The sequence below is a fragment of the Listeria immobilis genome, from assembly GCF_014322845.1.
Taxonomy (GTDB): domain Bacteria; phylum Bacillota; class Bacilli; order Lactobacillales; family Listeriaceae; genus Listeria; species Listeria immobilis.
Genome location: NZ_JAASUA010000004.1, coordinates 195,352 through 210,669 on the forward strand (window position 1 = coordinate 195,352; position 15,318 = coordinate 210,669).

General features: G+C 35.0%; 13 protein-coding genes. 10 read left to right on the forward strand and 3 right to left on the reverse strand.

Annotated features, from left to right (window positions below):
- Window positions 1-179 precede the first annotated feature (179 nt).
- Genes HCJ45_RS07570 through HCJ45_RS07600 form a run of 7 tightly spaced genes read left to right on the forward strand, consistent with a single transcriptional unit; the run spans window position 180 to window position 6,121 of the window.
- Entirely contained in the window at window positions 180-2,186 is a 2,007-nt protein-coding gene (locus HCJ45_RS07570) for a BglG family transcription antiterminator (protein WP_187124399.1), read from the forward strand.
- A 7-nt stretch (window positions 2,187-2,193) separates the two neighbouring features.
- Window positions 2,194-2,661, forward strand: a complete 468-nt coding sequence (locus tag HCJ45_RS07575) for a PTS sugar transporter subunit IIA (RefSeq protein ID WP_187124400.1) — start codon at window positions 2,194-2,196, stop codon at window positions 2,659-2,661.
- A gap of 5 nt (window positions 2,662-2,666) precedes the next feature.
- Window positions 2,667-2,942, forward strand: a complete 276-nt coding sequence (locus HCJ45_RS07580) for a PTS sugar transporter subunit IIB (protein WP_187124401.1) — start codon at window positions 2,667-2,669, stop codon at window positions 2,940-2,942.
- Window positions 2,943-2,968: 26 nt separating this feature from the next.
- Window positions 2,969-4,318 (forward strand): PTS galactitol transporter subunit IIC, encoded by a 1,350-nt coding sequence (locus HCJ45_RS07585; RefSeq protein WP_187124402.1) that lies wholly within the window; start codon window positions 2,969-2,971, stop codon window positions 4,316-4,318.
- Between the two features lie 17 nt (window positions 4,319-4,335).
- Entirely contained in the window at window positions 4,336-5,268 is a 933-nt protein-coding gene (locus tag HCJ45_RS07590; protein WP_187124403.1) for a 1-phosphofructokinase, read from the forward strand.
- A gap of 1 nt (window position 5,269) precedes the next feature.
- Window positions 5,270-5,920: a class II aldolase/adducin family protein gene (locus tag HCJ45_RS07595; protein WP_187124404.1), complete on the forward strand. Its 651-nt coding sequence runs from the start codon at window positions 5,270-5,272 to the stop codon at window positions 5,918-5,920.
- A 3-nt stretch (window positions 5,921-5,923) separates the two neighbouring features.
- Window positions 5,924-6,121 (forward strand): hypothetical protein, encoded by a 198-nt coding sequence (locus HCJ45_RS07600; RefSeq protein ID WP_187124405.1) that lies wholly within the window; start codon window positions 5,924-5,926, stop codon window positions 6,119-6,121.
- Between the two features lie 48 nt (window positions 6,122-6,169).
- Here the strand turns inward: HCJ45_RS07600 and HCJ45_RS07605 are convergent, their stop codons facing one another.
- Window positions 6,170-7,693, reverse strand: a complete 1,524-nt coding sequence (locus HCJ45_RS07605; protein WP_187124406.1) for a glycine betaine uptake BCCT transporter — start codon at window positions 7,691-7,693, stop codon at window positions 6,170-6,172.
- Between the two features lie 125 nt (window positions 7,694-7,818).
- Between HCJ45_RS07605 and HCJ45_RS07610 the strand changes: the two genes are divergently transcribed.
- Window positions 7,819-8,247 carry a MarR family winged helix-turn-helix transcriptional regulator gene (locus HCJ45_RS07610; RefSeq protein ID WP_187124407.1) on the forward strand — a complete coding sequence of 143 codons (429 nt, stop codon included), beginning with the start codon at window positions 7,819-7,821 and terminating at the stop codon, window positions 8,245-8,247.
- Between the two features lie 127 nt (window positions 8,248-8,374).
- Here HCJ45_RS07610 and argH read toward each other — a convergent pair whose 3' ends face one another.
- Both argH and HCJ45_RS07620 read right to left on the reverse strand, forming a co-directional pair.
- Window positions 8,375-9,745: an argininosuccinate lyase gene (gene argH / locus HCJ45_RS07615; protein WP_187124408.1), complete on the reverse strand. Its 1,371-nt coding sequence runs from the start codon at window positions 9,743-9,745 to the stop codon at window positions 8,375-8,377.
- 3 nt (window positions 9,746-9,748) lie between these two features.
- On the reverse strand, window positions 9,749-10,963 hold the full coding sequence (locus HCJ45_RS07620; RefSeq protein WP_187124409.1) for an argininosuccinate synthase: 1,215 nt from the start codon (window positions 10,961-10,963) through the stop codon (window positions 9,749-9,751).
- A 214-nt stretch (window positions 10,964-11,177) separates the two neighbouring features.
- Between HCJ45_RS07620 and HCJ45_RS07625 the strand changes: the two genes are divergently transcribed.
- Both HCJ45_RS07625 and HCJ45_RS07630 read left to right on the forward strand, forming a co-directional pair.
- Window positions 11,178-12,221 carry an alpha/beta hydrolase fold domain-containing protein gene (locus HCJ45_RS07625; protein WP_187124410.1) on the forward strand — a complete coding sequence of 348 codons (1,044 nt, stop codon included), beginning with the start codon at window positions 11,178-11,180 and terminating at the stop codon, window positions 12,219-12,221.
- Between the two features lie 640 nt (window positions 12,222-12,861).
- Complete coding sequence (locus HCJ45_RS07630; protein WP_187124411.1) at window positions 12,862-15,216, forward strand: helix-turn-helix domain-containing protein; 2,355 nt, start codon at window positions 12,862-12,864, stop codon at window positions 15,214-15,216.
- The last annotated feature ends 102 nt before the right edge of the window (window positions 15,217-15,318 follow it).

Genomic DNA, 15,318 nt, shown 5'->3' on the forward strand with positions numbered 1-15,318 from the left:
AAAAGCCTTAGTGCGCTTTTTTTATCTATTCTTCTAAAATCTTCTATTCTATAATAAAAAGGACGCCCCAAAAATGGATCATCACAAATAAATCTTTCTGCTAAAAGATAAGTTGTGATGAATGAGCATTTTTATGTAAGGGTTATCATTTACTATTAAGTTAAGGGAGGGGAAAGTAGATGGAACAGAATTGTAAGGAATTAATTACTTATCTGCTCTTGAATCGGCAAGTAAATCTTAGAAATGTTTCTAAAAACTTCAAAGTAACAAAAGAAGTAATCAGCGAACAAATTACACAAATAAACCATCTACTAAAGTCAGAACCAATATTAATTGACCATGATATGATTTTTGTCACAGATTTATGTAGGGAAGCATGTTATCGACTTTTAACAGCTGAGGAGCAACAGTTATTTTCATTTTACGAGGTGAATATCAGGCGCAAACTTATCATGATTAAACTATTGCTGCATAATCATTATATGTCACTAGGAGCACTTGCTGAGTACGTCTATGTAAGTAAAAATACAATGCTGACAGATGTTAAAAGTATTAAAGAAAATTTGCATGAGTTTGAAATTCAGCTAGATTATTCACGAAAAGATGGCTATGCGGTTTCTGGATCTGAATTTCTTATTCGAAATTTGCTTGCTGAACTAATTCGCGAAGTAGTCCAAACACCGTATGGTAAATTCGTCCTTGATGAAAAGAAAATCATCACTGTAAACGAAGCATATTTACTAAAAAAACGGCTAGAAAAAGTAGAAAGCAAACTGCAAATTACTTTTACGGATGAACAGGTAGAAGAGTTACCCTATATTCTTCATGGAATTATCAAACGTTCTAAAGTTACCGAAAAAAAATGGACTTTTAAAATTGAGATGTATGACATTAAAAACACCCGTGAATTCCCGATTATGAAGGAAATGTTTTGGGGGTATGATTTTTTAAGTGAAAATGACTTGCTTTACTTATCGTTGCAAGTACTTGCATCTAATTTAGTCGAATCGGCACTTCATTTCTCAGACAGTGAAGAAATTGCCTATGCGGTTGATGAGTTTATCCGTTTACTTGAAATGTACTTTGCCATCGAAATAGTAAAGAAAAACGAGTTTAAAGAAAAAGTGATTTTACATGTCCGACCAGCGATTTATCGAACAATTTTAGGTTTTCAAATTAATAACCCACTTAAAAAGCAGTTTATAAAAGAATACACCCCAACATTTAATATTGTAAAAAAAGCTTCAAAACCGTTTGAAAAGCTGGTCGGTCATGCTTGGTCGGAGGAAGAAATCGTTTATCTTTCAATGATTGTACTTGGATGGATGTATCAGATAGAAGAAACAGAACAACCTATTTTTCGGGCAGTGGTTCTTTGCAAAAGCGGAACATCTATCTCAAAGTTACTACTCGAAAACTTAAAAATGATGTTTCCGAATATTGATTTTCAAGGGGCTTATGCAGTCAGACAGTTAAATACGGTTGCAAGAGATATTGATTTTATTTTCACTACCGTACCAGTTCAAAGTGACGCGACGATTTTTGTTATTCCTTCCATTTTAAACAAAGAAAGCCGTCAGATTCTTCGAGAACAAGTAAAAAAAGCAATTGAAATGGATAGCCATAAAAAAACAAAAGAACTTCTTGCTATGTTAAAAGATGAAATCCCCGAAGAAAATATTCGTTTAGTTCAAGCTAAAGTAGAGTCTTTTTTTAGTAAAAAAGAAATAGCGGTGGAAAAACAAGAACCAGCAGAGCTGCAAATTGAAGCCGGCCAAATTCATTTTTTAGAGAATAAGTCTAATTGGGAAGAATTGGTTCAAAAGGCATTTGCCCCTATGTTGGAGCGAGGAACAGTTGACTTGTGCTACATCAGAACATGCGAAGAAATATTCTACCAAAATTATGAACAAATGATGATAGGTCCCAATGTTTATTTACCACATGCAAAACCAGCGCAAGGAGTAAAAAAGCAAGATATTCAGTTAATGATTTTAAAAACAGCTGCTAAAACACCAGGAAACCAATTAGTCAAAATGATGATTGCGCTCGCACCATCCGAACAAAATAAACATATTCCATTGTTACTAAAACTAAATGAAGTATTTTTACAACCAGAAAAATTGACAAAAATTGTTGCTTCTACTAATAAACAAAAAATTGTTGAAATCCTTGAAAGGGGGTGAGCGGTACGTGGATTACCATGATTTATTTCAAAAGGAGCTAACCCTGATAAATTCTACTTACCAAAATCAGGCAGAACTTTTTGAATGCACAAGTAAAATTTTAGAAAAAGAACAGTATGTAGAAGCGACTTTTAGAGAGGCAGTAACGAATAGAGAAGTCATTTTTCCTACTGGATTAGAAATGAACGGTATTAAAATAGCTATTCCTCATACAGATACTATTTATGTGAAACGGCCTTTTGTACTTGTGAACAAACTAGCTACCCCAATACCCTTTATTCAAATGGGAACGAGCGAGAAATGGATTAATGTGGAAGTTATTTTTATACTTGGGATCAAACAACCGAAAGATCAAGTTCCACTGCTTTCAAGTATCATGGAAAAATTTATGGAAGCGTCATTTGTGGAACAGCTTAAAGAAATAAATGATAGTGCGATATTATGTGATTTTCTAAAAAAACAATTTGGAGAGTGATTAGAGTGAAAAAAGTTATCGTGGCATGTGGTTCAGGAGTAGCAACAAGTCAAACTGTGGCATCAAAAGTAGAAAGAATTTTAAAGGAAAAGGGAGTTCGTGCAACAGTAGAAGCAGTGGACATTAAGTCGCTAGATCAGCATGTTAAAACAAGTGATGTGTATGTTGCAATTACAAAAGCAAATAAGGAGTACGATATTCCAACACTTAATGGTATCGCCTTTTTGACTGGTATGGGAATGGAAGAAGAGACAGAAAAACTAATTAACGCCTTAAAATAACAAGCTAGATAAGGGAGCGTGGAAAAATGGAGTCATTACAATCAGTAATACAATTTATTTTAAATCTTGGAGCGGCTGTTTTTGTTCCAGCACTAATGATTATTATTGGACTAATTGTACGGATGAAAGTAAGAGATGCTGTGAGTGCAGGGATTATTCTAGGGGTTGCTTTCCTAGGGATGAATATTGTTATTGGCTTTATGATTGAAGCATTAACTCCAGCAGCACAAGGTCTTGCAGAAAGAACTGGAATTAATTTAAGTATTTTAGATGGTGGCTGGACATCCATGGCTACACTTGCATGGGCATGGCCGTTTGCGTTCTTGATGTTCCCACTTCAACTAGGGATTAATGCGATTATGCTAGTCATCAATAAAACAAAAACCTTAAATGTCGACTTATGGAATGTTTGGGGAAAAATTTTGACAGCGGTATTAATTATCGGCGTAACAAATAATGTATATTTAGCATTTATTGTAGCTGGAATTCAAATTGTAACAGAACTAATTCTTTGTGATGCTAATCAACGCCAAATTCAAGAGTTAAATGGAATTCCTGGCGTGACAGTTTCACATGGTATGATGATTTTCTGTATTTTCTTAATGCCAATCGATTGGTTGTTGAAGAAAATTCCAGCCCTTCGTAAAGACATGGATGCGAATGCTTTAAAAGATAAAATTGGGATTTTTGCAGAAAACCATGTGATGGGATTTATCATTGGTGGGCTTTTAGGTATAGCGGCAGGTTATGATGTAGCGAAAACATTGATGCTAGCTATGCAAGCCGCTGCAGCCCTTACATTATTCCCAATGGTTGCCAAATTATTTATGCAAGCATTGTCTCCACTTTCTGATGGTATTTCAGAGTTTATGAAACGTAAATTTAAAAATCGGGAATTGTTTATTGGACTAGATTGGCCCATTTTAGCAGGATGTAGCGAAGTTTGGGTTGCTATCGTACTTATGGTACCGGTAACGCTTATATTTGCTCTTATTTTACCAGGAAACGGTGTACTTCCTTTTGCTGGGATACTAAATATTTCTTTATGTGCACCAGCCTTAATTGTCACAGGTGGAAACCTAATTCGGATGATTATTCTTGGTATCGTTACTACACCAATTTTCCTTTATGTATCTACTTTCTTCGCAGGAACAATTACGGACTTAGCGCATTCTACGGGAGCGATTTCTCTTAAAGAAGGACAAGAAATTACATGGAGCACACTTGAATATCCTGTCTTCCGTTATATTTTTGCAGAGGCTAGTCAATTTACGATTTTAGGTTTTATTTTTGTCGCAATATGGGTACTATTACTAGTATTTTATGTAAAAATGATGAAAAAACGAACAATTGAACTAGAAAAAGCCAGTTCTTAAAAAGCAGGAGTGATAAGATGATTTACACAATAACGTTAAATCCAGCAATTGATCGATTACTTTTCATTCATGGTGAGTTAGAAAAAAGGAAGACGAATCGGGTCATAAAAACAGCTTATGATTGCGGAGGAAAGGGACTTCATGTTTCAGGGGTACTAGCCAAATTTGGCATTAAAAATGAAGCACTTGGAATTGCGGGATCAGACAATCTTGACAAACTGTATGCCATTCTAAAAGAAAAGCATATTAACCATGATCTTCTTGTTGAAGCTGGAACTTCGACAAGAGAATGCTTCGTCGTACTTAGTGATGACACAAATGGCAGCACAATGATACCAGAAGCGGGTTTTTCAGTAAGTCAGAATAGCAAAACCAATCTTTTAAAACAAATCGCTAAAAAAGTTAAAAAAGAGGATATGGTGGTGATTGCTGGATCTCCGCCTCCTCATTATACATTATCTGATTTTAAAGAACTACTAAGAACTGTTAAGCGTACTGGCGCTTTTCTAGCATGTGATAACTCCGGTGACTATTTAAAGCTAGCTGTCGAAATGGGCGTAGACTTTATTAAGCCAAATGAAGAGGAAGTTGTGGCGATTTTAGCGGAAAAGACAAATTCCTTAGAAGAAAACATTCGCGCATTAGCTGAAAAAATCCCCTATTTAGTCGTTTCACTTGGAGGGAAAGGATCTATTTGTGCGCATAATGGCAAATTATATCAAGTGATTCCGCCAATTGTAAAGGAACGAAATGATACAGGGGCAGGGGATGTTTTTGTAGGTGCATTTATTGCTGGAATTGCGATGGAAATGCCCATTATGGAAACGTTAAAAGTGGCAACTGGATGCTCCGCTAGCAAAGTGATGCAGCAAGACAGTTCAAGTTTTGATTTAGAAGAAGCTGGACAATTAAAAAATCAAGTTAGTATTATACAATTAGAGGAGAGATAATATGTTATACCAAAAAGAGCGTGAAGATTTAGCCAAAATAGTTAAGACGATGTTCGACCGGTTTGAAACGAATGCAGCAGGTGGGAATGTTAGTGTACGAATGAATCAGGAACATATTATTATGACACCAACATTAATGAGTCAAGCAAAACTTTGCGATCTTTCCCCGTATGAAATCCTAGTTGTGGATAATAATAATGAAGTCGTAGAAGGAGATGGACGAATTACACGGGAAATTAATTTACATCGTGCTTGTTACGTAGAGAATCCGAATATTGGCTGTGTTCTTCATGCGCATCCAAAAGAGTCCATGCTTTTTGCTACACTTGGTATGGAACTGCCAAACTTAACAGAAGCAACCCAAAAATTAGGGACTATACCAACGCTTACCTTTGCCCCAGCAACTAGTCCAGAACTAGCAGAAATTGTCCGAAATCATGTAATTGAGTTAGGCGATAAAGCAGTTCCAAGTGCGAGTTTGCTTAATAAACATGGGATTGTTGTATTAGAATCCACCCTGCATAAAGCATACGATATGTTAGAACGAATTGAGTATAATGCATATATTGCCGAGAAAGCAATGGTTTTCGATGCATTAGGAATTAAAAAATTAGTACATGATGGTGAATTAAATTATAATTTGGAGGAGTAACAAATGGATAAATTCCTTTTTAATGCGACCCTTTTTGCAAGTGCGTTACTATTAATAGTTAGTATTTTTCGAGGTTCTATCCCACTTACCGCAATATCTCTTGTATTAGCTATAATTTCGCAACACTTCTTCCGGAAAAAATATCCTAAACAAACGAGAAGTTATCGTGAAATTATTGCCGCAAAGCAGAAAAAAGGATAATAAAAAGGTGATGCAAAACTTTAACTAGTTTGCATCACCTTTTTCATTTTATAGTTGTGATCGTTGTGATTTCTTTGGTCTAACATAAAGTCCTAATTTTTCTCTTTCCCTAGTAAGAGATATAAAGAGTGAAATAATCATTAATATAATAACGATAGAAAACGGAAATGCGGCAATAATGGATGCATTTTGTAAAGCAGTGAGGCCACCAGCGTATAATAAAACACTTGCAATCCCAGCTTGTAGAAGTCCCCACGTTACTTTGACAGAGTTAGGCGGATTTAGTGAGCCACCTGTTGTTTGCATTCCAAGTACAAAAGTAGCAGAGTCAGCAGAAGTGATAAAGAATACCGCAATTAAAATCATCGCGACAATAGATAGAATCATTCCACCTGGAAGTTCATTAAAGACCCCGAATAGTACTTGTTCGGTTGCTAGATTAGAAAGGCTTGTATTTTGATGTTGATCTACAAATATTGCCGAACCTCCAAAAACAGCAAACCAGAAAATACTAACTAATGAAGGAAGTACAATAACACCTAGTAAAAATTGGCGAATGCTCCTACCACGAGAAATTCTAGCGATAAAAATACCGACAAATGGAGACCAAGATAACCACCATGCCCAGTAGAAAATTGTCCAAGAATCAATCCAAGCTCGCGCATCTGGAGCATCTGGGGCAGTTTGGAAACTCATTTGAATAAGGTTTTGCAAATAACCACCAAATGAATTAGTAAAGTTATTCATAATAAACAGTGTTGGTCCTAAAATAAGTGTTAGGATAAGTAAGATGCCGGCAACGTAAATATTTACATTACTTAAGAGTTGTATACCTCTGTCAAGACCGGACATTGCAGAAAGTAAGAATAAAACCGTAACGACAAGAATAATCGTCAGTTGGACACTAAAATTATTAGGAACACCAAATAAATAGGTTAATCCTCCATTAATTTGTTGTGCTCCTAATCCAAGTGTAGTAGCAACCCCAATAACTGTCGCAAAAACAGCTATAATATCAATCAACTGACCAATAGGACCTTTAGTATGTTTACCTAAAATCGGATATAAAGTAGCACTTATTAAGCCAGGAGCATTTTTCCTGAATTTAAAGTAGGCGAGTGCGAGTGCAACAATGGCATAAATCGCCCAAGCAGAAATACCCCAATGAAAAAACGAATAACGAAGAGCATCTTTCATTGCGGCTTGTGTACCAACTTCGCCACCAGGTGCTTGAACGGCATAGTGAGATAGTGGTTCAGCAGCGCCCCAAAATACTAAACCAATTCCCATACCAGCACTAAATAGCATGGCGAACCAAGAAAGATTGCTATATTCAGGTTTTTCTCCTGGTTTTCCAAGACGAATCGAGCCAATCGGACTTAAAACTAAAAATAAGCAGAAAATAATAATAACTGCCACAATGATTAAATAGTACCAACCGAAGTTACTAGTTAAAAATTGCTGAATATTTGTAGTTAATTTTCCAAATTGGTTGGGCAAAAAAGCACCAAACAAAACAGCTAGTAAAACTAATAAACTAGCTCCCCAAAAAACATTTGTTAATTTTTTCATTCCACCACTTCCTTTTCTATTCTCTGTATGTATTTCCCCAAGATTGAGAAAAGGTAACATTCTATAATAGTAACAAACAAACGGGTGCTTTGACAAATGGATTGTTTAGTTGCTAAACTAATTAAATGGATATTAATCAAGGAAGGCAAAACCTAAGAAATTTTATCTTACAATTAAATAAAATGGAAAAAATATCAAAAGAATTCGGTGAAGCAGGTGTCATTACGCCGGGTGAAATTAATACAATCGAGGCAATTGGCATTACAGAAAAAATGACGATGCAAGATTTGGTGATAAAACTCGAAATAACAAAAGGAGCGGTAACACAATTAGTAGATCGTTTGGAGAAAAAAGGATTAGCATGGCGAGAAATACATCCGTATGATTTAAGAACGTTTCAAATCTCTTTAACACCAAAAGGTATCTCTGCCTATAAAGCACACGAAAAGCTACAGTTCGAATTCTATCAACATTTAAGCAATCAACTAACCCCAGAAGAAATAATTGTTTTTGAAAAAAGTATCGAAAAACTAATGAAATTCTTGCAAAATTAACTTGAATGGGTAATATAGATGGATTATTTGTGGAAATAGAAATCACCGTGCTAATGAGAAGTGCTTGCTATTTTTAAGTGTTGATTATAAAAAACTAGAACACGTGTAAAAGCGCGTTCTAGTTTTTTTATAATGTTTTTTTGGCATTTGCTAATGCGATATAAATTTGATCGAATCCAGTTCCACCATAAGAATTTCTTTTTTGAACAGCTGTTTTCGAAGCAAGTACATCGTAAATATCTTCTTCAATTTGGGGATTTATTTTCTGATAATCGGCTAATGTTACATCTTGCAGAAAGATACCATTTTGGGTGCATTCAAGAACTAATTTACCAACGATTTCATGTGCTTCTCTAAACGGAATCCCTTTTTTAGCTAAGTAATCGGCTAATTCCGTGGCATTTGAAAAATCTTTTTTAGTAGATTCTTCCATAATGGTGGTATTGATTTTCATTGTTTCAATCATTCCGGCAAATATATCTAAGCTAGTTTGCACCGTTTCCAGTGTATCAAACATTCCTTCTTTATCTTCTTGCAAATCTTTATTATAAGCAAGCGGGAGTCCCTTAAGCACTGTCAGCATACTAAATAGATTGCCATAAACCCGGCCAGTTTTTCCGCGGATTAACTCAGCCATATCAGGATTTTTCTTTTGCGGCATAATAGAGCTGCCCGTCGAAAAAGCATCTGTTAATTCAACAAATTGAAATTCATGGCTTGTCCAAAGTATTAGTTCCTCACAAAAACGAGATAAATGCATCATTAAGAGGGAGCTATTACTAAGAAATTCAATAATAAAATCACGATCGCTAACACCATCTAAACTATTTTCATATACAGCAGAAAATCCAAGTAATTCTGCACTATACATCCGGTCAATTGGGAAAGTCGTACCTGCAAGTGCTGCTGAGCCTAGTGGAGAAATATCAATTCGTTTTACACTTTCTTCTAGTCGTTCCAAATCTCTTGTAAACATGCCAAAATATGCTAATAAATGATGTGCAAATGAAATGGGTTGGGCATGCTGTAAATGAGTATAACCAGGCATTATCGTTTCGACATGAAGTTCTGCTTTTTCGACAAGAACACGGCGTAAATGTTTTAAGGAAGTGATTATTTCTGCTACTGCTTGTTTTAAATATAAATGCATATCCGTCGCTACTTGATCATTTCTACTACGAGCAGTATGGAGTTTCCCAGCAACAGGTCCAATTTCATCATGTAAAAGTTGTTCCATATTTAAGTGGATATCTTCATTAGTCGTGCTAAATGTAAGTTCGCCCCTAGTTAGTTTGACTTGAAGAATCTTTAGACCAGCAGTAATTTCATTCGCTTCTGCACTAGAAATAATCCCACATTTTGCAAGCATCGCTACATGCGCCAAACTACCAACTAAATCTTCATGCGCCATTTTTTGATCAAATGAAATGGAAGCACCAAAGTCATCAATCCAAGCTTCACTTTTTCCTTGAAAACGGCCGCCCCATAATTTTTCCATTTTTTACACCTCAGTTGTGATGGTTGTTTTAGAATTTACTTCTGCACTTACTTTTGTTGGAAGTCCCCATAATTTGATAAAGCCAACAGCCGCTTCTTGATCAAATGTATCGGATGAAGTATAAGTTGCTAGGTTCTCATCATAAAGCGAATTAGGTGATTTTCTTCCTTCCACAATAGCATGTCCTTTAAATAATTTGACGCGGATAGTACCATTAACGAACTTTTGAGTGGATTTTAAGAAGGCGACTAATGCTTCTGTTAAAGGAGAGAACCATAAGCCGTTATAAATTGTTTCACTAATTTTTTGTTCAATGATTGGTTTAAAATGTGCAATTTCACGAACAAAAGTTAAGTCTTCTAATTCTTTATGTGCGGCGATTAACGTCACTGCAGCAGGGCATTCATATACTTCGCGAGATTTGATGCCGACTAACCGATTTTCAATATGATCAATTCTACCAATGCCATGTTTACCTGCGAGTTCATTTAACGCTAGAATAAGGTTGGCTAAACTCATATTTTTACCATTTAAGGAGATCGGAATTCCTGCATCAAATGTGATTTCGACAATATCAGGTGTATTTGGCGCATTTTCTAAACTAACGGTTAAGTCATATGCTTCTTCTGGAGGAGTTGTCCACGGATTTTCTAGTACACCACATTCATTACTTCTACCCCAAAGATTTTGGTCAATTGAAAACGGATTGTCCAAATCAATTGGAACCGGGATATTATGTTCCATTGCATAATTGATTTCCTCTTCTCTAGACCATTTCCAATCACGAACAGGAGAAACTACTTTTAAATCTGGAGCAAGTGCATGAATAGCCACTTCAAAACGAACTTGATCATTTCCTTTACCTGTGCAACCATGTGCAATAGCTGATGCTCCTTCTTTTCGAGCAACTTCTACTAATTTTTTGGCAATCAAAGGCCGGCTTAATGCTGAAATAAGAGGGTATTTTCCTTCATAATAGGCATGAGCTTGGAGAGCAATTAAAGCGAAATCTTCCGCAAATTCTTCTTTTGCATCAATGGTGTACGACTGGCTAGCTCCAACCGTAATTGCTTTTTCTTTAATAAAGTCTAAATTTTTTCCTTCACCAACGTCTAAACAACATGCAATAACTTCATATCCAGCTTCTACTAACCACTGAATAGCAACAGAAGTATCTAATCCACCTGAGTAGGCTAAAACAATTTTTTCTTTTGTCATCATAAACAACCCCTATTCATAAATATACAAACATTTGTATTTATATTAACACCGACACAAACATATATCAACCTTTTTGTTTTTAATTATTCATAAAAATGTTTAAAAATACATTTCTGGATAAAAAGATATTTTTAGGATAGTAATAAATTGGTTCCTGCTTCTAAAACTGCTATACTGGTTATTGAAGTAATATTGAAGGAGTTGAGCAAGTGTGAAAAATACATTAAAATGGATTGTTATTGGATTTGCTGGAATCATCTTACTTCCATTGTTAGTCGTTTTCTTTATTTATAAAAAAGCGATTGGGAGAAGAGACTATAATCCAGAGGTACTTGAAAATTTAGACGAAGCTTCACAAGAATTTGTGAAAAACACTTCCCCATTATCCGACGTAGATTCGCGATATAAATATATGCGACTGGCGACAAAAGCCTTGCCATCTGCTAAAGATATTGAAATTGGCGACGTTGAAAATAAAAAAATTGATGGTCCAGGTGGAAAAATTCCAATTCGGATTTATACACCAAAAGAAGAAGGACCATTTGAAATTATCGTCTATTATCATGGCGGTGGATTTGTACTTGGAGGACTGCAAACACATGATGCAATTGCACGTAATTTAGTACAAAAAACAGGTGCTCGAGTAGTGACGGTTGATTATCGACTTGCTCCAGAAAATCCATTCCCAGCAGCAGTAGAAGATGCATATGCGGCACTGCTTTGGGTTCAAAGCCATCGTACAAGTTTAAGAGCTAAATCATCAGATATTATTGTTGCTGGAGATAGCGTAGGAGCAAACTTAGCAGCAGTAGTAACGCAAATCGCTAAGGCAAAAGAAATGATAAATATTACTGCACAAATTTTACTTTATCCATCAACTGATATTTTTAGTCGTGATGCATCTGTACTTTATCCGTCCATGGATGAATTTGCTGAAGGTTATGTATTAACAAAAGAATCATTAGATAAATTCTTTAAACTATATATGGCAAATGCGACTGATCGTAAATATGATCCACTTGTTGCTCCAATTCGTAGTAAAAACTTAGCAGGATTACCAAAAACATTTATAGCTACAGCAGAATTTGATCCACTTAGAGATCAGGGAGAAGCATATGCGGAAAAACTGAAAAATGCTGGTGTAGAAGTTTTTGCAAAGCGTTTTGAAAAAGTACCGCATGATTATATGGCAACCAATTCTGAGGCGGCAGACGAAACATATGAATTAATCAGCGAGTTTTTAGAAGAAAAATAAATAGAAAAAACACGTTATAATTGGCGTGAAACCAGACTGTAGATAAAGTGAGTAATCATTTTATCTACAGTTTTAAAATACCGCCTTATACATTCAAGACCATTTTGGCTTAAAGGTAAATTATATAGTAAGCTTACGTTAGTGCCCTTTAGACCGTTAAAACATATGCAGAAAAGGCAGTCGCTTGTCGTGTGGCTGCCTTTTCTCATTTATCAGGGATATGTTTCATCATGTAGTAGAGAAGGTCAAGTGAGTTGGCATTTTGAAAGAAGACGAATTATCGTTTTCTTTTTTTATTTTGAGTATTACTTTATATTATGAATGATAAGTTTTAGTGGAAAATTTGTTATTGAGTTAACATTCTCACTAAAAATGTTAAACTAATACCATAAGTCTGGATGAACAATTTTTAAAACTTAAGTAATCCAAGTATTGCTACGGTAGCTAGACTAATATTAAAAAAGCTATTTGGCAAAGTTATTTATTTTTTTAGTGCAACGGGGAATATAAATTATTACTATTTGTAGTTATATGGTTTTTACTATACTAACTTGTTTGATAGGGAGCCTTTTTGAAAAATTTAGTCTCCTTTTTAAGTACATATTTAATGAGCTATTTTATAGAAAGGAAGATTACATTTATGGGAGAAGTAAAACAATTACCCTTTCACTTAACATTGATGAAAGTTAATTATGTGCCACCAAAAATAAGCAACTATTTAACTGTATTTCTTATGTTTAATGGTAGTGCGGTCGTCACAGTAGGGGAAAAAGAATATTGGTTAAATCAAGATGATATATTGGTGATTAATCCAAGGCAACAATATCAAGTCAAAAGTACCAATGATAATTTATTATTATCGTTGCGGATTGCCAAAAAACCAATTACACCACAATTTAAAGAAAATTGGCTTCCGCTTATTGAATGCTCCACAAACGGTTCGGAAACAGAGAATGCCGAAAAATTTCAACAGTTACGTGTGGCATTAGCCCATTTAATGGCTGCTTACTTTAAACAAAATGACGAAACAGAGATAGAGACCTATCAACATTTCTTTACTGTTTTAACGCTACTAGTAAAAAATTTCAAAAAAGAATATTTACCGGTTCCAACGATTACAGAAAATTTGGCAGATGAGCGGATGAGTCAATTATTAGAACAGATTCAAAAGAACTACAGTCAGCCGATTTCCCTAGAATCATTGGCCGAAATGAGTGGGATTTCATATTATTACTTATCTCGCTCGTTTAAAAAACAAGTAGGAGTCAATTTTACGGAATATCTGAACCAAATTCGCTTGATGCATGCTTCAGAAGCGCTTGTTTCAACTTCTCAATCAGTCCTTAAGGTAGCATTTAACAGTGGTTTTTCTAATGCTAAAAATTTTTATGATATATTTAAAAAACAATATGGATTAACACCAGCCAATTATCGTAAAAAGTATTCTCTTGCAAAAAATCCGGAAAAACAGCAAACCAAAGACGATGACTTTCAAGAAATAACCGGAGCGGCAGCGCTTCAGGAATTAGCAAGATACCTGGTAGAAAAAGATATTGAAGATGAAAATGCAGGGATTGAGCAACGGTTACAATTAGTCTTACCCAAAGAGTCCCAGCAAAATTATCGTAGCATCAAAAAAATAATAAAAATCGGACCAGCAGGAGAAGGCTTGGCGAACAGTGTTCAACGAGAATTATGTATTTTACAAAAAGATTTAAGGTTTGATTTGATTCAATTCGAAGGTTTTTGTGAGGAAACCAATTTTGAAAATGATGTTTTTCTAGTGTCGGAATACATATTAAATAATCAATGGTTCGATTTTTTAGTGAGTATACAATTAAAACCAATGATCCAACTGTATTTACCAGAACATTATACTGAAAAAGCGGATGTACAATTATGGTGTGATAAACAATTAAAGATTATTCGTCATTTTCTAAATCGTTATGGGAGAGATGAAGTGGGGCAATGGTACATTCAGTGGTCTCTACCAAAAGGTATCAGTATATGGAGTGAAAGTAGTCGTTGGGGTTATCGCTATTTTTACCGTAAATTAAAGCAATTAGTTTCTGAGTGTAAAGTGGGGTTAATGTCCATACGTTCGTTTGATGAAAAAGAGTATCAGCAGTATCAATTATTTATTCAGGAACAAGGATCCAAACGGTGCTTACCAGATTTTATTAGTTTTCATGCAGATCCATATGCTTCTACTACAATCAAAGATCAACATGCATTACGTTTTAAGGATTACCAACAAAAGATTTTGCACAGAGTAAAATCGGTGATAGAAAAAAGTCAGGCGGAACAAGAGACGAACTATTCAGAGTGGATGCCGGAATTATTTTTAACTGATTGGAATACATTAGTGGGAGAGGGAAATACTTTTTCTGGAACTTTTTTCCGTTCCGCTTTGATACTAGAATCTATAGTTGAGTTGTCTAAAGAGGTAAGAGGTATTGCTTTTTGGCTTAATATTAAAGTAAAAGAACGACAAACCCATACAAGAGAAGATAGTAGTCTATCTGTATTTCTATATGAAGAACTACGCCGTCCTTTATTTTTTTCATTATTCTTTTTGAATCATTTAAAAGGCGAACTGGTTGCTAGCGGTAATGGTTATCTATTGACACGAAACCAAGGGCAATATCAATTGCTTTTGTATAATTCTAGTTATCTTGATCCATTATATTCAGTAGATACATTCCAAGTTCAATATCAGACAAAAAAAATGAAGATTCATTTAAAAGGGCTTCCAATAGGCAATTATTTGATTCGAGAGTATGTGCTAGATAAGGATCATGGTGGTATATATAATGATTGGATTAGGATAGGTGGCCAAGCAGAGTTAGATTACGAATTGCAGAAATATTTAGAGCAAAAAATCGCACCTAAATTTGAATTGAAAAAAGAACAGATTGATTTGTTTGGTTATGAGTTGGAAGCAACATTGACGTTGAATGCTTGTCAATTGTATTTATTTCAGCCGTTATATTAAGCAATCATAAGAAGGATGAGCTAGTAGACCAATTATTTAAGGCTAAAGAAAAAACACCTTGAAGATAAAAATAGTTGAAAGCAAAAAAGGTTAGCACTTTTT